The organism is Candidatus Pelagibacter sp. HIMB1623 (genome assembly GCF_052047695.1).
In the GTDB taxonomy this organism is placed as follows: domain Bacteria; phylum Pseudomonadota; class Alphaproteobacteria; order Pelagibacterales; family Pelagibacteraceae; genus Pelagibacter.
Genome location: NZ_JBNAJN010000001.1, coordinates 143,462 through 163,554, shown reverse-complemented (window position 1 = coordinate 163,554; position 20,093 = coordinate 143,462). Strand labels below are relative to the sequence as shown.

At 30.8% G+C, this 20,093-nt stretch carries 21 protein-coding genes; 17 read left to right on the top strand and 4 right to left on the bottom strand.

The features are described 5' to 3' along the window. Window positions 1-5: 5 nt before the first annotated feature. Both ACTTBN_RS00885 and ACTTBN_RS00880 read left to right on the top strand, forming a co-directional pair. Window positions 6-1,163 carry a Gfo/Idh/MocA family protein gene (locus tag ACTTBN_RS00885; protein ID WP_440680559.1) on the top strand — a complete coding sequence of 386 codons (1,158 nt, stop codon included), beginning with the start codon at window positions 6-8 and terminating at the stop codon, window positions 1,161-1,163. A gap of 16 nt (window positions 1,164-1,179) precedes the next feature. Continuing rightward, a complete protein-coding gene (locus ACTTBN_RS00880; RefSeq protein WP_440680558.1) occupies window positions 1,180-1,941 on the top strand; it encodes an SDR family NAD(P)-dependent oxidoreductase in 762 nt (253 codons plus the stop codon). 3 nt (window positions 1,942-1,944) lie between these two features. Here ACTTBN_RS00880 and ACTTBN_RS00875 read toward each other — a convergent pair whose 3' ends face one another. Next, window positions 1,945-2,946, bottom strand: a complete 1,002-nt coding sequence (locus ACTTBN_RS00875) for a 4-hydroxythreonine-4-phosphate dehydrogenase PdxA (RefSeq protein ID WP_440680557.1) — start codon at window positions 2,944-2,946, stop codon at window positions 1,945-1,947. 89 nt (window positions 2,947-3,035) lie between these two features. On the opposite strand from ACTTBN_RS00875, the gene ACTTBN_RS00870 reads away from it, so the two are divergent. The 12 genes from ACTTBN_RS00870 (at window position 3,036) to ACTTBN_RS00815 (ending at window position 15,029) form a co-directional block, all read left to right on the top strand. Further along, window positions 3,036-4,010: a Bug family tripartite tricarboxylate transporter substrate binding protein gene (locus ACTTBN_RS00870; RefSeq protein ID WP_440647715.1), complete on the top strand. Its 975-nt coding sequence runs from the start codon at window positions 3,036-3,038 to the stop codon at window positions 4,008-4,010. 23 nt (window positions 4,011-4,033) lie between these two features. Beyond that, the gene (locus tag ACTTBN_RS00865) at window positions 4,034-4,540 is read left to right on the top strand and encodes a tripartite tricarboxylate transporter TctB family protein (protein ID WP_440652616.1); all 507 of its coding nucleotides are present in this window, start codon (window positions 4,034-4,036) and stop codon (window positions 4,538-4,540) included. Beyond that, a complete protein-coding gene (locus ACTTBN_RS00860) occupies window positions 4,541-6,013 on the top strand; it encodes a tripartite tricarboxylate transporter permease (RefSeq protein ID WP_440680556.1) in 1,473 nt (490 codons plus the stop codon). A 2-nt stretch (window positions 6,014-6,015) separates the two neighbouring features. Then, entirely contained in the window at window positions 6,016-6,765 is a 750-nt protein-coding gene (locus tag ACTTBN_RS00855; protein WP_440651200.1) for an SDR family NAD(P)-dependent oxidoreductase, read from the top strand. 5 nt (window positions 6,766-6,770) lie between these two features. Then, a complete protein-coding gene (locus tag ACTTBN_RS00850; protein ID WP_440680555.1) occupies window positions 6,771-7,673 on the top strand; it encodes an ROK family protein in 903 nt (300 codons plus the stop codon). Window positions 7,674-7,863: 190 nt separating this feature from the next. Then, window positions 7,864-8,769, top strand: coding sequence for a sugar ABC transporter substrate-binding protein (locus tag ACTTBN_RS00845; protein ID WP_440680554.1), 906 nt, complete (start codon window positions 7,864-7,866; stop codon window positions 8,767-8,769). Window positions 8,770-8,841: 72 nt separating this feature from the next. Beyond that, complete coding sequence (locus ACTTBN_RS00840) at window positions 8,842-10,437, top strand: ABC transporter permease (protein ID WP_440680553.1); 1,596 nt, start codon at window positions 8,842-8,844, stop codon at window positions 10,435-10,437. Beyond that, the gene (locus tag ACTTBN_RS00835; protein ID WP_440680552.1) at window positions 10,437-11,216 is read left to right on the top strand and encodes an ATP-binding cassette domain-containing protein; all 780 of its coding nucleotides are present in this window, start codon (window positions 10,437-10,439) and stop codon (window positions 11,214-11,216) included. Before ACTTBN_RS00840 ends, ACTTBN_RS00835 begins: the two co-directional genes overlap by 1 nt. A 42-nt stretch (window positions 11,217-11,258) precedes the next feature. After that, window positions 11,259-12,107, top strand: coding sequence for a phytanoyl-CoA dioxygenase family protein (locus ACTTBN_RS00830; protein WP_440680551.1), 849 nt, complete (start codon window positions 11,259-11,261; stop codon window positions 12,105-12,107). Window positions 12,108-12,236: 129 nt separating this feature from the next. After that, window positions 12,237-12,998 (top strand): SDR family NAD(P)-dependent oxidoreductase, encoded by a 762-nt coding sequence (locus ACTTBN_RS00825; RefSeq protein ID WP_440680550.1) that lies wholly within the window; start codon window positions 12,237-12,239, stop codon window positions 12,996-12,998. Window positions 12,999-13,006: 8 nt separating this feature from the next. Then, entirely contained in the window at window positions 13,007-13,990 is a 984-nt protein-coding gene (locus ACTTBN_RS00820; protein WP_440680549.1) for an aldose epimerase family protein, read from the top strand. 1 nt (window position 13,991) lies between these two features. Continuing rightward, on the top strand, window positions 13,992-15,029 hold the full coding sequence (locus ACTTBN_RS00815) for a Gfo/Idh/MocA family protein (protein ID WP_440680548.1): 1,038 nt from the start codon (window positions 13,992-13,994) through the stop codon (window positions 15,027-15,029). On the opposite strand, the gene ACTTBN_RS00810 is transcribed toward ACTTBN_RS00815, so the two are convergent. Continuing rightward, complete coding sequence (locus ACTTBN_RS00810; RefSeq protein ID WP_440680547.1) at window positions 15,026-16,090, bottom strand: tartrate dehydrogenase; 1,065 nt, start codon at window positions 16,088-16,090, stop codon at window positions 15,026-15,028. The two genes, ACTTBN_RS00815 and ACTTBN_RS00810, sit on opposite strands and share 4 nt — an antisense overlap. A 105-nt stretch (window positions 16,091-16,195) precedes the next feature. Here ACTTBN_RS00810 and ACTTBN_RS00805 point away from each other — a divergent pair, with 105 nt between their 5' ends. Both ACTTBN_RS00805 and ACTTBN_RS00800 read left to right on the top strand, forming a co-directional pair. Further along, complete coding sequence (locus tag ACTTBN_RS00805) at window positions 16,196-16,705, top strand: pentapeptide repeat-containing protein (RefSeq protein WP_440680546.1); 510 nt, start codon at window positions 16,196-16,198, stop codon at window positions 16,703-16,705. Between the two features lie 3 nt (window positions 16,706-16,708). After that, window positions 16,709-17,002: a hypothetical protein gene (locus ACTTBN_RS00800; RefSeq protein WP_440680545.1), complete on the top strand. Its 294-nt coding sequence runs from the start codon at window positions 16,709-16,711 to the stop codon at window positions 17,000-17,002. 85 nt (window positions 17,003-17,087) lie between these two features. Here ACTTBN_RS00800 and mgrA read toward each other — a convergent pair whose 3' ends face one another. After that, window positions 17,088-18,116: an L-glyceraldehyde 3-phosphate reductase gene (gene mgrA / locus ACTTBN_RS00795; protein ID WP_440680544.1), complete on the bottom strand. Its 1,029-nt coding sequence runs from the start codon at window positions 18,114-18,116 to the stop codon at window positions 17,088-17,090. 127 nt (window positions 18,117-18,243) lie between these two features. Between mgrA and ACTTBN_RS00790 the strand changes: the two genes are divergently transcribed. Next, complete coding sequence (locus tag ACTTBN_RS00790; RefSeq protein WP_440680543.1) at window positions 18,244-19,683, top strand: sodium:solute symporter family transporter; 1,440 nt, start codon at window positions 18,244-18,246, stop codon at window positions 19,681-19,683. Window position 19,684: 1 nt separating this feature from the next. Here ACTTBN_RS00790 and ACTTBN_RS00785 read toward each other — a convergent pair whose 3' ends face one another. Then, on the bottom strand, window positions 19,685-20,053 hold the full coding sequence (locus ACTTBN_RS00785; RefSeq protein WP_440680542.1) for a thioredoxin family protein: 369 nt from the start codon (window positions 20,051-20,053) through the stop codon (window positions 19,685-19,687). Window positions 20,054-20,093 lie beyond the last annotated feature (40 nt).

Sequence of the window (20,093 nt, the reverse complement as noted above, 5' to 3'; positions counted from 1 at the left end):
CCTCTATGAACAAAGTATTTAAAGTTGGCCTTATAGGTTGTGGTCATATTTCAGAAACTTATTTTAGAGCTGAAAAATATTTTAATAATATAAAGATAGTTAAATGTGCTGATATCAATCATGCTAATGCACTTAAATGTGCAAAGACTTACAAAATTAAAGCATTATCAGTAAAAGATTTATTAAAAGATCAAGAAGTAGAAATCATATTAAATCTAACTATTCCAAAAGCTCATTATCAAGTTGCTAAGCAATCCTTGTTGAATGGTAAACATGTTTATTCTGAAAAACCTTTGGCCATTAATTTTAAAGATGGTTTAGACCTTGTTAAAATCGCAAAGAGAAAAAAACTTTATATAGGAAATGCACCTGATACTTTTTTAGGCGGCGGAATTCAAAAATCAAAAGAATTAGTAGAGAAAAATATATTAGGTAAAATTTCATTAGGAAATGCAATTTTTGCATTTCCAGGTGTTCAATCCTATCATCCAAATCCAGAACCTTGGTTTGCTAAAAAAGAAGGTGGTCCAGTTATTGATATGGGACCTTACTATCTAACTGCTTTAGTAAATTTATTGGGACCAGCTAAAAAAGTAACTGGTAGCATAATGGAAGGAGTAAAGAGACGAACAATTGGAATTGGACCTAAAAAAAATAAAACTTTTAAAGTTGAATGCCCAACAACATATTTATCAACAATTCAGTTTGAGAATGGCACAATTATAAGATTAACTTTATCATTTGATGTTATTGCACATCAAAGAAATCACATTGAATTATATGGAAGCAAAGGTTCCATGATTGTACCAGATCCAAATATGTTTGGTGGATCTGTTTATGTTTGTAATAAATTAGGAGACCCTTGGAAAGAGTATAAAACAAACAAAATGCATCTTGGTAAAATCAACATAAGATCACAGAGTTCTAGAGCAAACGAGTCTCCTACAAATGCAAATTACCGTGGAGCAGGACTAGCAGAAATGGCTTATTCAATTGAAAATAAAAAAATAAACAAATGTAATGGAGATCTATCTCTTCATGTTTTAGATATTATTCAATCAACAATGAAAGCATGTAAGACAAATAAACCACAAGTAATTAAAACTACATGCAAAAAACCAAGTTTATTTCAAACAAAAGATATAAAGAAAATATTGAAATAATATTTATAATCAAAATATGAAAGTTCAATATTTTGACCTAAAAGACAAACGTGCTTTAGTTTCAGGTGGGGCATCTGGTATTGGTGCATCAATTGTTGAACATCTTTGTGAACAAGGTGTCGAGGTTTATTTTTTTGATATAGATAAAAAAGAAGCTCAAAAGTTAATTTCGAAAATTAAAAAGAAAAAACAAAAAATTCCTTCTTTTCATTTCTGCAACATTAAAAATATAAAAAAATACAAAACTTTAATTCAGAGTATTATTAAAAAAAAAGGTCCAATTGATATTTTAGTAAATAATGCATCCAATGATCAAAGGCACACAATTGAAGAAATTACCGAAAAATACTGGGATGACAGAATGGCTATAAATTTGAAGCACTATTTGTTTGCTATTCAAGCAGTAAAAAAAAGTATGATTAAAAATAAAGGTGGTTCAATAATAAACTTAGGTTCTGTTAGTTGGATTAGGGGAGCCGTGATGTTTCCAGCATACAGTACTGCAAAAGCTGCAATTTATGGTTTAACCAAATCTTTAGCTAGAGATTTAGGGCAACACAATATTAGAATAAACTCTATTGCCCCTGGGTCCGTTGCAACTAAAAGACAGTCAAAAGTGTGGTTAAATCCAAAATTTAAAAAAGAAATTTTAGACAAACAGTGTCTTAAAAAACAAGTTTTACCTGAGGATGTCTCAAGAATGGTTTTATATTTAGCATCAGATGTTTCATCTGGATGTACTAAACAAAATTTTACGGTAGATGCTGGTTTAATTTAGAGCTTAGCTTAACTTCTTTTTATTTTCAGCCATTGATAATGCAATTTTAAATGAATTTAAAATTGGAGCTAAGTTGGCTTCATTTTTGCCTGCAATTGCAAATGCAGATCCATGTGCAGTTGTTGTTACAGGAACAGTTAGTCCACCTTGAACAGTAACACCTCTATCAAAACCAAATGCTTTAAGTCCAGACTGAAGTGCATCATGATACATGCCAACCATACAATCATGGTTTTTATTTTTATAAGCAACTACAAAAGAAGTATCACATGGTAACGGGCCATCCGTATTAAATCCAAGTTTTTTTGCCTCTTCTATTGCTGGAATAATTTCATCTTTTTCTTCAGTACCAAATTCTGCATGTGGGTTAAGTGCTTGAACTGCTATCCTAGGATTTTTCACTCCGTTCAATTCCATAACTTCATTTATTAATTTAATAGGTTTTAAGATATTTTCTTTTGTGATGTGCTGAGCCACTTCTTTAATAGGAATGTGAGAGGTTACTCTTGCAGTCCAAAAGTTATCAATAACATTAAACTCACAACAAAAACTTTTCACATCTAATTTTTCAGCCATTAATTGCAATTCATCTGAGTGGGTATTTCCTCCAAGTTTTAAACTTGTTTTGTTCATTGGCGCAAAATTAATAGCATCAATTTTTTTTTCTTTAGCAAGCGTTAGTGCTAAATCTAAAGCTTCCAAAACACTTTCACCTGATTCTTTTGAAGGTTCTGCTATTTTATATTTATGATTTTTTCCTTTTGAAATATCTAATAAAAATCTGTTTGATTTATTAAAATCAATTTGATCAAAATCTTCAACGATTTCAAGTTGATGAGGGATGCCGGTTACATTATATCCACTCTCAAGTATTTGTTTTTCACCAATTACAACAATATTTGCTTTATTTGTAATTTCTTCTTTTAATAGTTTTGAAATAAGCTCAGGTCCTATCCCCGCAGGATCCCCAAGTAGTAGAGCAATGTTAGCTTTTGTTTGTGTCATTTTTTACTTTACGTCTTATATCTGAGTATGATTAAATATTTATATATAAGTTGTATATATATAAACTAAATAAACTAAAGAGGGAAATAATGAAAAAAAGCTTTAAACTATTTTTAGCAGCTGCTTTTTTAGTAACTGAATTTTTTGTTGTAGCTCTTCCATTAATGATCACTTCAGCAAAAGCTGATGGACATCCAATACAAGCAATTACTCACGCTGGTTTTGGTGGTGGAACTGACGTTACTACTAGAATGATGTTATTAAGAGCAAGAAGAGTTCTTAAACAAGATATGCAGTTAGTGAACAAAAAAGGTGGTGGTGGAGCAGCATCTATGGATTACATGATGTCTTTACCTGCAGACGGTAACCACACTTTAACTTGGACTACTGGTCACGCAGTATCAATGGCTTTAGGAAAAACTAAAGTAAAATTAAGTGATATGCAGCCTTTAGCAAGAGGTACAGACGATCCTCAATTATTTGTTGTTAACTGTAACAATGAAATTAAAGATGCTAAAAAATTCATTAGCGCGCAAAAATCAAAATCACTAAAATATGGAACAACACATACAGGTGGTATTGATGACGTTAGTGCAATTGCATTTACTAAAAAAGGTGGATTAACAGATCCAACTATTGTTGCTTACAAAGGTGTAGCGCCAATTAAAACTAACCTAATCAAAGGCGATATCGATGTAGGTGTTTTAAACTTAGGTGAAGCATTAACTGAAATCAACGAAGGTAAACTTTGTGTATCAGTTGTTTTAGCAAACAATAGAATGGCTAAAATTGGTGACTCTCCAACAGCCAAAGAATTAGGAATTCCTGTTTCTTTATCTACTGTTAGAGGTTTCGTAACTAAAAAAGGTGCTCCAGCAGACAGAGTTAAACAATTAGAAGCTGGAATGATGAAAGCTATGAGCCACAACTATTACAAAAATTTCTTAACAGAAATTGGTCTTGATGACACTAGTGTAGTTGGTGCTGACGAGTGGGGTAAGCAAATGGAAGAAATGCTTGCTGAAATGACTGCTCAGCTAAAAGCTTTAGGTTACATTAACTAATCTAATTAAAAGTACATTTGCATATGAAAAATGTACAAAAACAAAAAAGGGCAAACAAAAGTTTGCCCTTTTTTTTTAGAGACGAATTTAAAGTCTCTTTTGTAATTATTTTTATATCTGTAGCATTATTAATCACTACTTTTACTTTTGATATTGTTCCTCCTATTTTGAATAGAGGAATACAGCCTGCAACATTTCCAAAAGCACTTTTAGTATTAATAATAGTAATGACTTTATTAATTTATTATTTAGCAACTAAAAACCCTTGGAAGGTTCAAAAAGAATTACCAAAGTCATTTTTTTTAACACTTTCTAGTTTTGTGATTTTTTTAATCATTTCAAAGACTTTAGATTTCTTTTTAGCAATTTCAGTTTTATCTATTTTTGTTTCTTATTGTTGGGGAGAGAAAAGAATATTTTATTTATTGCTTGTTGGAATTATTTTTCCTGTGATTGTCTTTATTTTTTTTGAAACAATTTTAGGTTTAAGATTTCCACCTGGAATTATAACTAACATTTATTATAGCTAGATGGATAATTTATTATTAATGATGGCTCCTTTATTTAGCTCAAAGCTATTATTGGTTTTATTTTTTGGAACATTGTTTGGATTAATTTTAGGAGTGTTACCTGGTTTAGGTCCAACAACCGGTGGTGCATTAATTTTACCTTTTACAATGACACTTGATCCATTGTCAGCAATTGTATTGTTAACTTCTATTTATTGTGCCGGTACTTATGGTGGCGCGATAACAGCAGTTCTAATTAATACACCAGGAACACCAGCTGCTGCAGCAACTTGTTTAGATGGTTATCCTTTGGCACAAAAAGGAGAGGCAGGAAGAGCCCTAGGAATGGCTACTGTTTCAAGTACAGTTGGAGGTATTTTTAGTGTTGTAATACTTGTCTTTTTTGCACCTATATTAGCTCAGCTTGCATATGAATTTGGTCAGCCAGAATATTTTGCATTAGCTATTTTCGGTTTAACAATGCTTGCATCAATTGGAGAAGGTAGTCCTATTAAAAATTTGATTGCAGGCGCATTTGGAATTTTAATTTCAACAGTTGGTAAAGATTTTATGACATCAATTGATCGTTTTACTTTTGGAATTAACGAGTTAACTGAAGGGATTGGTTTTATTCCTGTTGTTGTTGGGTTGTTTGCAATGAGTGAGATGTTAACTCAGTCAACTTTAATTAATCAAGTATTTAACAGAATAGCCTTAAAAGCAATCAAGCTTCCAAGCAAAGATGATTACAAAAAAACTTGGAAAACAATTTTAAGATCTAGTGGTATTGGTTCATTTATTGGAGTGCTGCCTGCAGAAGGTGGAACAGTTGCTTCCTTAATTGGATACTCAGAAGCAAAAAGATTTTCAAAAAAACCAGAGGAATTTGGAAAAGGATCTATTGAAGGTATTGCAGGTGCAGAAGCTGCAAACAATGCAGCAACAGGAGGTGCGATGGTACCAACCCTTGCACTTGGAATTCCTGGTAGTGCAACAACAGCTGTTATCTTAACTGGATTAATTATACATGGGGTTAGACCTGGTCCAGATTTATTTAAAGAACAACCTGATTTTTTATATGGAATATTTGGAGCAATGCTTATTGCTAATGTTTTGTTCTTTATATTTGGTTTTTTTGGTGCAAAAATTTTTGCAAGAATAACATTGGTGCCTAATAAAATATTATGGCCAATGATTTTTGCAGTTTCAGTTTGTGGAACTTATTCATTAAATCAATCTATAATTGATGTTTGGATAATGTTATTTTTTGGTGTGCTTGGTTTTTTTATGAGAAGATATGGTTTCTCAGTTGTCCCTGTTATTATTGGATTAATTTTAGGTGAGTTGGTTGAAGGTACGTTAAGACAATCTCTGGTTATATTTGATGGAAATTGGTTAATGTTTTTTACAAGACCAATAGCTTTAACATTCTTTATTTTATCTTTAATTGCTTTAGCTTTTCCTTTAATAAGAGCAAAAAAAATTAGAAAATAAACATGATTAAATTTGATTTAAATAACAGAGTAGCAATTGTAACTGGTGGAGCTCAAGGGTTTGGATTAGCTATCACTGAAAGATTTATCGAGTCTGGTGCTAAAGTAGTAATTTGGGATATCGATGAAGGTGAAGCTAAAAAAGCTTTAGAAAAAGTAAATTCTGAAAATTTAACTTATCAAATAGTTGATGTAAGCAACTATGAGACAATTAATTCAAAATTATCAGAAGTTGAAAAATCACATGGGAAGATTGATATCTTTATAAACAATGCAGGTGTAGCAGGCATGAACACTACTGTTGCAGAATATCCAATAGAAGAGTGGAACAAAGTTATTAACCTTAACTTAAATGCAGTCTTTTATTGTTGTAAAGCAGTTGTTCCATTTATGGTTAAGAATGATTATGGAAGGATTGTAAATATTGCATCTATCGCAGGTAAAGAAGGAAATCCAAATGCAAGTGCTTACAGTACTTCAAAAGCAGGAGTTATAGGTTTAACTAAATCTTTAGGTAAAGAACTTGCTCAAAAAAATATTGCAGTAAATTGTGTTACTCCAGCCGCAGCAAAAACTAGAATTTTTGATCAAATGACTGAGGAACATATAAATTATATGCTTTCAAAAATACCAAGAAATAAATTTGCTAAGGTTGAGGAATTAGCTTCTTTAGTTGCTTGGTTATCAAGTGAAGAAAATTCTTTTTCAACAGCTGCAGTATTTGATCTAAGTGGCGGTAGAGCAACTTACTAAAAATTATGCAAGTAGGTATAGATGTCGGTGCAACAAAGATAGAGAGTGTTGTTCTTGAAAAAGATGGACAAGAAAAACATAGATCTAGAATATCATGCCCAAAAAATTATACTCAAATTATTACTGCAATAAGAGATATTCATAAAAAATTAGAACAAGAGTTTAAACAAGAACTTCCAATTGGTGTTTGTCATCCAGGAGTTCACTCTCCTCAAACAGGATTAGTTAAAAATGCACCTAATATAACTTGGTTAGAAAAAAAACCTTTTCAAAATGATTTACGTAAAGCACTTGGGAAAGAAGTGTTTTGTGAAAATGATGCAAATTGTTTTGCCTTGTCAGAGGCTATAGATGGATCAGGCAAACATTATAAAATTGTTTATGGAATAATTTTAGGATCTGGAGTTGGAGGTGGTTTAGTAATAGATAAAAAAATTGTAAGTGGTCCTAATGGTGTTGCTGGAGAGTGGGGTCATAATCAAATTCCTTATTTCGCTGCAAAGAAAGAAAATTTCGACTCAAGTAATCCAAGAGAAGCAGAGATTGAGAGTTTTTTATCTGGTTTAGGGCTAGCTAAAAGATTTAAAAAACTTTACGGAAAAAATTTAAAAACAAATGAAATTTTTGAATTAAATAGAAAACATGATTTAGATGCAGAAAGATTTATAGATGATTTTAAAGTCAATTTAGCAATGTCACTTTCAAGTATAATAAATATTTTAGATCCTGATGCTTTTATTTTTGGAGGAGGAGTTTCAAATGAAATTGATTTTTTACATGAAATAGATTCACTGGTGCGAAAATTTGTGATTGGAAGAGAATACGAAGGTGTTTTTTTAAAACCAAGATATGGTGATGCTAGTGGCGTTCGTGGTGCTGCAAGATTAGGAAGAAGCGCGACATATTAGTTATAAATTTCTTGTTAAAATTTAAATTAGAAAAATTCTAATTTAATAAAAATAAGTAATGTCGCGAAAAAAATCTTAAAAAAAAATTTCAATTATTAGTTGAGCTTACATTTTTTGTTATGAACTCTTTTCAAATTAGTTATATTTCGTTTTTTAAATTAATTTAAAAACACAAAAAAAGGGAGAAATAATGAAAAAACTTATACTTTCGATTGCAGCTCTTGCATTATTTGCAACTTCTGCGTTCGCTGAAAGATATGTCATGATTACTCATGGTGAAGGAAAAGATCCTTTTTGGCCTGTAGTTCAAAAAGGTGGTGAAGATGCAGCTAGAGCAATCGGTGCTGACTTCGAATATATCTACAACCCTTCTGCTGACATGGCTGATATGGCAAGCTCAATTCAAGCTGCTGCAGCTACTCAACCAGATGGAATGGTGATTTCTTTACCAGATCCAGATGCATTAGGCCCAGCTATTAAAGCTGCTGTTGCTGCTGGTGTTCCAGTAATTACAATGAACTCTGGTTTAGAGTCATCTGCTAGCCTAGGTGCTTTAATGCACGTTGGTCAGCCTGAATTACTTGCTGGACAAAAAGCTGGTGAAAGAGCAAAAGCTGAAGGTGCTTCTAAAGCACTTTGTATGATTCAAGAAGCATACAACACAGCTCTTGTAGACAGATGTGAAGGTTACGGTTCTGCTGTTCCTATGCAAATGACTGATACTACATCTGACCCTGCAACTATTCAAACTAGAGCAACTGCTGCTTTACAAGCTAACAGCGATATCGATGCGATCCTTTCAGTAGGACCACACGTTTGTGAAGCTGTTGATAAAGCTTTAGTTGATCTAGGTATGACAGTACACCACTCTTGCTTCGACTTAAGTCCTGCAGTTATGGATTTAATTGGATCTGGAAGAGTTGCTTTCACTATCGATCAACAACAAAGATTACAAGGTTATATGCCAGTTATCGTATTACACTTGTACAACAACAGTGCTGGACTTTTACCAGGAGCTAACATCCCATCAGGACCTGGCTTCGTTGACAAGTCTAACGCTTCTTCAGTTGCTGCTTTAGCAGGTATTGATAGATAGTCTGTAATAATTTAAAGGGTCGATTATTCAATCGGCCCTTTTTTTTTAACAAAATTAATAAGTCTTTTATAAATGAATACATCAACAACAAAAAAACCAAGACAAGAGTCTGACCGACAAGGTGAAAAAAAATGGTACTCTGCATTTATGTCTCGACCAGAAGTTGGACCTTTTGGAGTTATGGTTTTACTTTTTTGTATGTTGGGATACTTTTCTATTCCAGAAGGACAATTTTCTCTTAACCCTTTTTCTGGTGAAGGATTTAACGCTTTAGGAATTAGAAATAATTTTAGGGTAATTGCACAATTAGGGATCGTTGCACTTGCTGCTGGAATGTTAATCATTGCAGGTGAATTTGATCTTTCGGTTGGTTCAATGATCGGCTTTGCTGGTGGTTGTATGGCAATGATACTAAAATGGGGTTTTGCTGTTGTTATTCCTTACATATCTTTTGAAGGTGGTTTTCATTTTGAAGGATTTACATTATTTAAAATTCAAGATGTATCTCCATTATTAGCAATATTAATTACATTATGTATGACATTATCTTTTGGATGGATACAAGGATGGATAGTTGTTAAAAGTGGTATATCCTCTTTCATTGTTACACTAGGTGGACTTTTTTTCTTAAGAGGATTAACTGAGGTATCATACAGAGCATTTAACAAAGCTCCTGATCAAACTGCTGGATCAACAACTGTTACAGATTTACCAGATATCAAAAACATTATAAATGTACCAGGTCATGGAGAAATGGAAAGAGACGCGGCCAAATCTTTACCAAATGACCAATTATTAGAAATTCTTAGTACTGTGCCAGCGAGCACGGTTGCGAAATTAACTGAACGATTAACATATGTTAACGAAAAAGTTGCAGCTTACAAAACTGCCATGAATGCTGAAAAGATGATTGCAACTTTAGAAAAATCATTAGCTGGAGCAAAAAAATCTGGCAATGACTCAATGGTTGAAATTTTAACAAAGAAAATTGAAGCTGGAGTTAATGTTCCTGATGTTGCTGCAAAAGCTGTTACGGATATTGATATAGCAAAAGCTTACATCGACACAATTGTTACAGCTAGACCAGTCGCTAATTTCTTTGGAGGCGACATTATGGAGCCAGTATTTAATTGGCTATATTATACGGTAGATTGGAACGTAAATAACTTTGGAAATATTTTTGCTAAAGGGATGTATTCCGCATTAATGATCTGGGGACTGATTGCATTTATTTGTTATTTAATTTTAAGTAAAACTCAAGCAGGTAACTGGATTTATTCAACAGGTGGAAATCTTAATGCTGCAAAAGCTAATGGTGTACCAACGAATAAAGTAAAGATTTCATTATTTATGTTCACAGCATTCTGCGCAACTATGTTTGCAGCTTGTCAGGTATTTGAAGTTAACACAGCAGATACAGCTAAAGGTAATTTAAAAGAGTTAGAAGCAATTGCTGCAGCGGTTATTGGTGGTGTAGTATTAACTGGAGGTTTTGGAACCATAGGTGGAATAATTCTAGGAACAATTATTTTTGGAATTGCAAAAGAAGCTTTCTTTTATATTCCTGGAATTGATGGATCATTCTACAGAGTGTTCCTTGGAGCAGTGCTTGTTACTGCTGCCTTTACTAATGAAAATATAAGAAAACGAATTATGGGAACTATCTAATGGACAAAAAACCATTAATTGAAATAAAAAATTTAGTAAAAAAATTTGGAGCATTTACTGCTTTAAATGGTGTTTCGTTAGATGTTTATCCAGGTGAAGTTCACGCACTTCTAGGTGACAATGGTGCTGGAAAATCAACTTTGATTAAAGTGTTATCTGGTGTTCATCCTATGACAAGTGGAGAAATAAAAGTCGATGGAGAAATTGTTAACTTCACCTCACCACGTCAAGCATCTGACGCAGGTATTGGAACAGTTTATCAAGATTTAGCACTAAATGCTCTAACTTCAGTAACAAGAAATTTTTTTCTTGGACGCGAATTAGTAAAAGGCCCTAGTGCATTTGGTTTAATGCAAATGGATGAGATGGATAGAATAACAACAGAAGAAATGTCCAAAATTGGAATTAATATTGCAAACCCTAATCAGCCAGTTGGAACAATGTCAGGTGGACAAAGACAAACATTGGCAATTGCTAGAGCAATTTACTTTGGTGCAAAGATATTAATATTGGATGAACCTACATCAGCATTAGGTCAGAAGCAGCAAATGGAAGTTTTAAAAACAATTAAAAAAGTTCAAAGTTTAGGAAATATTGCAATTATACTTATTACTCATAATGAAATTCATGCTCGTCTTATAGCTGATCGATTTACTTTTTTAAGTTTAGGAGAGGTAATTGGTTCAGGATTATCTTCAGAACTTGGAAATGAAGATGTGAAGAGATTGATGGCAGGTGGTGCTAAAATTGGCGATCTAGCTAAAGAATTAGAGTTATAATTTTTTATTTTTTTTTAATTTTTTTTCACTTAAAATTTATCCATGCGGAAATTCTCAACAGATAGTTTTAATATTACTGAAGCAATAAATGAATTAATGCATGAGTCTGGAGTTATTGTTATTGAAAATGCATATAATTTAAACGATATCAAAGAAGCAAGAGAGATTGTTAATCATTTTGCTGACACACAAGAGCAAAAAGAAACCCACTTTAATGCTGAAGCTGAAGCATATGATAAAATTAAACTTCAACAAAGGATATGGAACCTATTTGGCAAAGGGGAGGTTTTCAGCAAATTAATAACAAATGAGATTATTTTTAGCTTAATGTCTAAACTTTTAGGTTCAGAGTTTTTTTGTGGATCTTACTGTGCAAGTAGGTTGTTACCAGGATCTATAGGTCAAGAATTACATATCGATTATCCATATTGGGATTTTTATAATAGTGAGACTTTTCCCATAGGTCTTAATAGTTCATTTGCACAAAACTGTCAGGCTACTATACCTTTAGATATCTGTTCAGAACAATCAGGAGCAACGGCATACATACCAGGATCACAAAAGAAACTACACTATCCAAATAAAAATGATGACTTTTCAAACAAACAACAAATGATTGCTAATCCTGGAGATTTAGTTTTTTTTAATGGTAACTGTTGGCATGGAGCATCACCAAATAAATCAGATCACCAAAGAGCAGCTTTATTGATAGAGTTTTTACCTAAATATATAAAACCAGTTGAAGATTTAGTTACTTATCTATCTGAAGATTTTAAAAATAATTCAAATCCAAAAGTACGACAGCTTTTAGGATTAAATTATGAATATCCAAAAATTATGGATGCGAGTAAAAAAATAAATAATATCGGTTTAGGTTATAAAGCTAAATAAAATATATATTTTTAATTTAAATACTCTATAAATAGTAAAAATAATAAAAACAGCATTAAGAAAATTAATCAAATAAAAATTATAAATAATGCTGATAGAGATTTTTGTAACTAGTGGAGGATTAAGAAAATGAAAGTAAGATATTACGATTTAGAAAATAAAAGAGTATTTGTTACTGGCGGAGGATCAGGAATTGGAGCTTCAATTGTTGAACATTTTTGTGAACAAGGTTCAGAAGTTTACTTTATAGACATTAATGTATCAGAGTCTGAAAAATTAATTGAAGATATAAAAAATAAAAAATATTCAATACCAACTTTTATTGAATGTGATTTGTTAAACATAAAACAACTTCAAAAGACAATTGCAGATATCATAGATCAAAAAGGTCCAATTGATATATTAATCAATAACGCTGCTAATGACACAAGACATAAAATTGATGATGTTACAGAAGAATATTGGAATGAGAGAATGAATGTAAACCTAAGACATTATTTTTTCACAGTTCAATCAGTAAAAAAATCAATGATTGAAAATAAAGGGGGGGTAATTGTTAATATGGGTTCAGCATCTTGGATGGTTGGACAAGGTGGTATGGCAGCTTATACAGCTGCAAAATCTGGCGTAGTTGGCTTAACAAGATCCTTTGCTAGAGATTTAGGAGAATTTAATATTAGAGTTAACTCAGTAGTTCCTGGATGGGTATTAACTCAAAGACAAATTGATATGTGGTTAAACGAAGAATCCGAAAAAGATTTGATGAAAAACCAATGTTTAAAAGAGAAGTTAATGCCCCACGAGCTTGCACAAACGGTATTATTTTTTTCATCAGAACAATCTTCTGGTTGCACAAATCAATCTTACATTGTTGATAAAGGCTGGCTATAAGGGACTTTGTGAAAGTACAAAGTTCAACGATAGAAAATAAGTATTTAAGAGTTAAATCAATTAATATTGGTGCTTGTTTATATGAAGTTTATGACAAGCAAAGGAAAATTAATTTAATCTTAAATCTAGGTCCTACCAAAAATTATGGTAGTAAGAATTTTTATGTGGGTGCTACTTGTGGCAGGTACGCGGGCAGAATTTCAAATTCAAGATTTAAGATTAAAAATAAGATTTATAAACTTGAAGGCAACGAAGGAAGAAATACACTTCATGGAGGAAAAATAGGATTTGATAGATTAGAATGGAAAATAAAACATCATTCAAAAAATAAAATTATCTATCAATTGTCATCTAAACATCTAGATCAAGGTTTTCCAGGAGATTTGAATTCTGAGTGTATTTTTGAAATCAAAAACAAAAGTTTATTCATTAAATACCAATATAAATCAAACCAATTAACTCATGTGAGTTTAACCAATCATAGTTATTGGAATTTAAACAAGAATAAAAAAGAAACAATTTTTAATCATGATTTAAAAATTAACTCTGAAAAATATCTTGAAGTAACTAATAAATTAATCCCAACTGGTAAAATTAAAAAAGTTAAAAATACCATTAATGATTTTAATAAGTTTCAAAATATTGGAAAAAAAATAGACATTATTCAAAACAAAAAAATAAAGAGAGTATCTAATACAATTAATCAATTAGGATTTGATTTAACATATTGTATTAAAAAAAATTCTAAAAATTATTTAGCTTCTCTAAAAAATAAAAATACTAATATTCAATTAGACTTTTATTCAAATCTTCCCGGAGTGCAGCTCTATACTAGTCAAGGTTTAAGATATAAAAATAAACTTGCTCCTTATCAAGGTGTATGTTTGGAAACTCAACACTATCCAGATGCACCTAATAATAAAAATTTTCCAAGCACTTTAATTAAACCTAAAAAACTTTATAAGTGCTTTACAAAAATAAATATCTCATAAAATGAATAAAAAAATAAACATATCAATTGTTGGAACTGGTTTAATGGGATTGCAGCACGTAAAAGCAATTTCAAAATCTAAAAAAGCAAACCTTCATTCAATAGTAGATATTACTAACAATGCTAAAAAATTATCAAAAAAATATAAAATCCAGTTGTATTCAAATGTAGACGAACTTTTAAATTCAAAAAATTTGGATGCTGTAATTGTAGCTACTCCAAATCAACTTCATGAAAAACATACTGTTAGTTTTTTAAAGAAAAAAATTCCGGTATTATTAGAAAAACCTATTTCAGATAACATTAATTCTGCTAAAAAAATTATTAGTAGTGCTAATAAAAATAGAACACCGTTATTAATTGGGTATCACCGAAGACATAATTCAATTGTATCAAAGGTAAAAGAGCTTATCGATAAAGGAAAATTAGGAAATATTGTTTCAGCAAATGTCTTGTGTTGGCTTTATAAACACAAAGCTTATTACAAAGAAAAATGGAGAATTAGTAAAGGCGGAGGGCCTCTAGGAATTAATTTAGTCCATGATATCGATATGATTTGCTACCTACTTGGATCTATTAAATACGTTCAAGCATTTACAACCAATAAAACTAGAAAATTTGCAGTTGAAGATACGGCCACAATTAGCTTAATTTTTAATTCAGGTGTACTTTGCACCTTAAATTTATCAGATACAATTGTTGCTCCATGGAGTTATGAGTTAACTGCAGGAGAAAATCCTGCTTATCCAATAACTAATCAGTCTGCATACATGATTGGTGGCACCAAAGGATCATTACAATTTCCTAATTTAAAATATTGGTTTTATAAAAATGAGCGAAGTTGGTGGAATAAAATATTTGTTAATGAAGATAAAGACAAAAAAGACGATAGTACTTTAGTAAACCAAATTGATCATTTTGCCGATGTTGTTTCTAAAAAAGTTAAACCAAAGGTAAATGGAAATGATGGTTTAATTTCTCTAAAAATTTTTGCAGCAATAACAAAAAGTGCAAAAACTGGTAAGAAGGTTAAAATTTAAAGATTAGCCAATATTGAATTAGAACATTTTAAGGTATCAGCATCTCCACCTAAGTCTTTAGTTCTATTTTCTTTTTCATTTAAAGATTTTTCAATAGCTTCCACAATGGAATTAGAAGCTTCTTTTTCCCCTAAATAATCTAACATCATTGCACCAGACCAAATTTGTCCTACAGGATTAGCTATACCTTTTCCAGCGATATCAGGTGCTGAACCATGAACTGGCTCAAATAAAGATGGAAATTTATTTTCAGGATTAATATTTCCAGATGGAGCAATTCCAATGGTTCCAGTGCAAGCAGGTCCTAAGTCAGAAAGAATGTCTCCAAATAAATTAGATGCAACAACAACATCAAACCACTCAGGATTTAGTACAAATCTAGCAACCAAAATATCAATATGATATTGATCTGTTTCAATATCAGGATAATTTTCTTTCATTGCATTAAAACGTTCATCCCAAAACGGCATTGTAATTGAAATACCATTTGATTTTGTTGCATTCGTTAATTTTTTCCTTTTTCTTTGTTTTGCTAATTCAAAAGCAAATTTTTGAACTCTATCTACTCCATGTGCAGACATGATTGTTTCTTGAATAGCTATTTCTCTATTAGTATTTTTAAACATTCTTCCACCAACAGAAGAGTATTCGCCCTCGGTATTTTCTCTAACAATTAGCATATCGATATCACCTGGTTTTTTATTTGCTAAAGGAGGATTAATTCCAGGAAATAATTTTACTGGTCTAAGATTGATATATTGGTCAAACTCTCTTCTAAACTGAAGTAAGGATCCCCATAAAGATATATGATCTGGAACTTGATCTGGCATACCCACTGCACCAAAGAATATTGCATCATGTTTTTCTAATTTTTTCTTCCAATCATTTGGAAGCATTTTTCCATGTTTTTCATAATAATCACATGAAGCAAAATCATATTCTGTAAAATTTATTTTAAATTGATGTTTTTCAGCAGCGTCTTTTAATACTTTTAAGCCTTCAGGAACTACTTCTTTTCCTATTCCATCTCCTGCTATTGATGCAATATTATATTCTTTCATCAGTTGAGTTTTATACTTCAAAAACACTTTAATTTATAATGTTAAATTATTTTTAAAGTCTTAATCCTTCATTGTTTTGACATATTTTGTTTGTTAAATTTAGTTATGAAAAAAATACTTCTTTTAATATTCTTTAGTTTCTTTTTTGTTTCAAATTCAAATGCAGCGTGCGATGATCCATTAACAGATGGGGTTGATTATTCTAATTGTAGATTTTCTGATGCCCAAGATCTTCAAGGAAGCTATTTACCAAATTCAAATTTATCTTTTGCAAGTTTTATTCAGGTAAATTTAGACAAAAGTATCATGATGAATTCAAATCTATCTTTTGGAACTTTTCCAGAATCAACATTTGTAAGAGCTAATCTTTACGAGACAATTACAATAGGTGCTAATTTTGAAAAAACGAATTTTACAAGCGCTAATCTAACTAGGGTTGATTTTATGGGCGCAACTTTAATAGAAGCTAATTTTCAAAATGCTAATTTAATGGAAGCAAATTTTACATCTGCAAACATTACAAATGCTAATTTTGATGGTGCAAATTTAATTGGTGCTACTTGGACTAATGGTCAAACTTGTGGTCCAGACTCTATTGGAACCTGCAAACAGTAAAACATGAACACTTCAGTTAAAACTGATGATGTTATATTTAATTTTTTTAAACAAATATGTGATGAAAAAGATGACCAAAAATGCATTGAACTTGGTAAAGAGTGGATTAAGGCAATGGAAACCAACCTTTCTTCTATGGAAGCAAATCTGAATGGTGCCGATTATCTAAAACATAAAGACGATATTAAAAGTAACCGAGATCATTTAAATAGTTTAAAAGACAAGAATTCTTCAGAGTGGAGAGAGTATGCAACTCAGTGTATGATTGAAATAATGAATCATAAAGGGCAACAATAATGAGTAATCAAGAGAGAGTGTTTTTAATTATTTGTGCTTCTTTAATTATTTTTACTCTTCATTATTTAATTGAAAAACACTTTTTTTAATAAGAGCTAGATCTCGCCCACTTATTAATATTTCCGTCTTTAGCTTTTTTATTTATTTCTTTAAGTTCTGATTTAGAAAAATTTAAATTATTTAAGCTTTCAATATTTTCTTTAATTTGTTTCACACTACTCGCACCGATTAAAGCTGTAGTCACTGCTTTATTTTTCAACACCCAAGCTAGAGCCATTTGCGATAATGTTTGACCTCTTTTTTTAGCAATTTGATTTAAATCTGAAATTATCTTTATATTTCTTTTAGTTATGAAACTTTTATCTAGAGCTGATTTTGGATCACTTGCTCTTGATGTTTTTGGTATCCCTTTTAAATATTTATCTGACAGCATCCCTTGTGCTAATGGAGAAAAAGCAATAGTTCCAATTCCTAATTTAATTAAATTTTTATCTAAATCTTTTTCAAACCATCTATTTATTAAAGAGTAAGAAGGTTGATGGATAAATATTTTAATGTTTCTTTTTTTTAAAATATTAAACATCTCAATTGTTTTCTTTGAGGAGTAAGAAGAAATACCAATATAAAGAGCTTTACCAGATCTATAAATAAGCTCTAAAGCATCTGCTGTTTCTTCTAATGGTGTGTTTGGGTCAAATCTATGCGAATAAAAAATATCTACATAATCCAATCCCATTCTCTTTAAACTTTGATCACAGCTTGCAATGATATATTTTTTTGAACCCCATTCACCGTAAGGTCCTTCCCACATATCATAACCTGCTTTAGATGAGATAATTAATTCATCTCTATATCTTTTAAATTCTTTACTTAAAATTTTTCCAAAATTAGCTTCAGCACTTCCTGCTGGTGGACCGTAATTATTTGCTAAATCAAAATGAGTAATCCCTGAATCAAAAGAATAAAACAACATTTTCTTTGCTTCAGATGTAAGTTGTTTTCCACCAAAATTATGCCAAAGACCAAGGCTTATTAAAGGTAGATCAACACCACTCTTACCACATCTTCTATATTTCATGTTGGAATATCTTTTTGGTGATGCTTTGTAGTTCATAACTTCCAATATAACTTAATTTATTAGTTTAAAAACTTAAAATTAATTATATAGTTAAATAAAGGGGTGTCTTAACAGACTGAGATTAAACCCTAAGAACCTGTCCGGTAATTCAGAAAGGGATAAAATGGATAACACATACTTTTTAAGTCAATCATCATCATTAACATTAGTAATTATAATTAGTTTGATATTTGCTGCTTTAGGAATTTATCATTCTAAAAAATTCCAAGGAATAAGTAACTATTTAACAGCCAATAGAAATATAGAATTGTTTTCATTAACGACCAGTCTTATTGCATCTGCTTTAGGAGCATGGATTTTATTTGGTCCTGTTGCTGCTGCTACCTGGGGAGGAATAGGGGCAGTTATTGGTTATGCACTTGGTACAGCTTTTCCAATGATTTTCTTAATTTATTTTGGAAGAAAAATTAGATCAGAGTTTCCAAAAGGCTCATCTTTAATTGAGTTTATGAGAAAAAAATTTGGAAGAAGTTTATTTAAACTGATTTTGTTAATGACGATCTTTTATATGTTTATTTTTCTATGTGCAGAGGTGACAGCTGTTGCAGTTTTAATCAATTATCTATCAGGTACAGATCTTTGGATCACAGCATTAATAGTGCTTTTAGCTACTTTAACTTATACGCTTTATGGCGGTCTAAGAGCTTCTATTTTTACTGATAATATTCAAATGATTGTAATTGGCTTTCTTTTATTAATTCTAATTTTAATTATCAGTTCATCAACGGGAGATAATTTTTCATTTGAATTGATTAAAGAAAAAAATCCACAACTATTAAGCCCATCTTATATTCCAAGTTATACAGCTGGATTAACTTTTTTTATTGCAGTTGCAGCTACCAATTTATTCCACCAAGGAAATTGGCAAAGGGTTTATGCTGCTAAAGATTACGGAACTTTAAAATCAGCATTGATCATTTCTTTTTTTGTAATTGTACCGATAGTTTTTTTAATGGGCTTTATTGGAATGGTGTCATTTTCTATTGATCCATCAGTAAGAGCTGATTTAGGATTTTTCACTTTATTGTTAAAAGAACAAACTGAAATTTTATCCTTAATTATAATTATCCTTGGATTAGCTTTAACAATTTCAACAGTTGATACATTGGTTAATGCGATATCAAGTTTGTTTGTTGTTGATGGAAAAGCGACTTTTAATTTAGATAAAAAAACAGATTATCTAAAAATTTCTAAATACTTTATTATATTTTTATCATTAATAGCATTTGGTGTTGCTTCAAAAGGATTTGATATTTTATATTTATTTTTGCTTGCAGATTTATTTTGTTGTGCGTTTGTATTCACAGTCTTTTATAGTTTTTATAATAAGGTAAATGAGAAAACTGCTTATGTTTCGATTATAATTGGTTTGATTGGTGGATTTTTAATGTTTCCGTATCCAGATTTTTCTAAGAGTTTATTGGTTGGAGGATTGATGTCTAAAGATTTATTTTCACCTTTCATAGCTCAATCTTTATTATTTTTATCCTTTGTTATTGCAACTTTTTTACCAGCAATAATTTTGAAATTAAAGAATAGTTGATTTAGACCACAGAATTTAAAGCTTCATAAATAAGTTCTTTGGTTGTCTCACCAATGCTTCTGTAAACTTCTTTATTATCTTTAAAAATTAAAAGGGTTGTTTGATATTGAACATTAAAAAATTTAGCGATTTCTTTATTGGTTACATCAAATGTAAAATATTCAATATTATCAAAATCATTTTTTGCTTTATCGAGAACTTTCATTTGACTAGCGCAAGACGTGCAATATTTAATCCATGAACTAACCACGACAACTTTCCCATCCGATAAAGCTTTATCAAACAACTCTTTAGTATAAGTTGTTTCTTTAGCTATCCCATTAGTCGTAAATGCTAATATAAAACAAATAAATATAAAAAATTTTTTCATTTAAGTTAGTTTGTAAACAAATTTTAAATTATTGTAATAC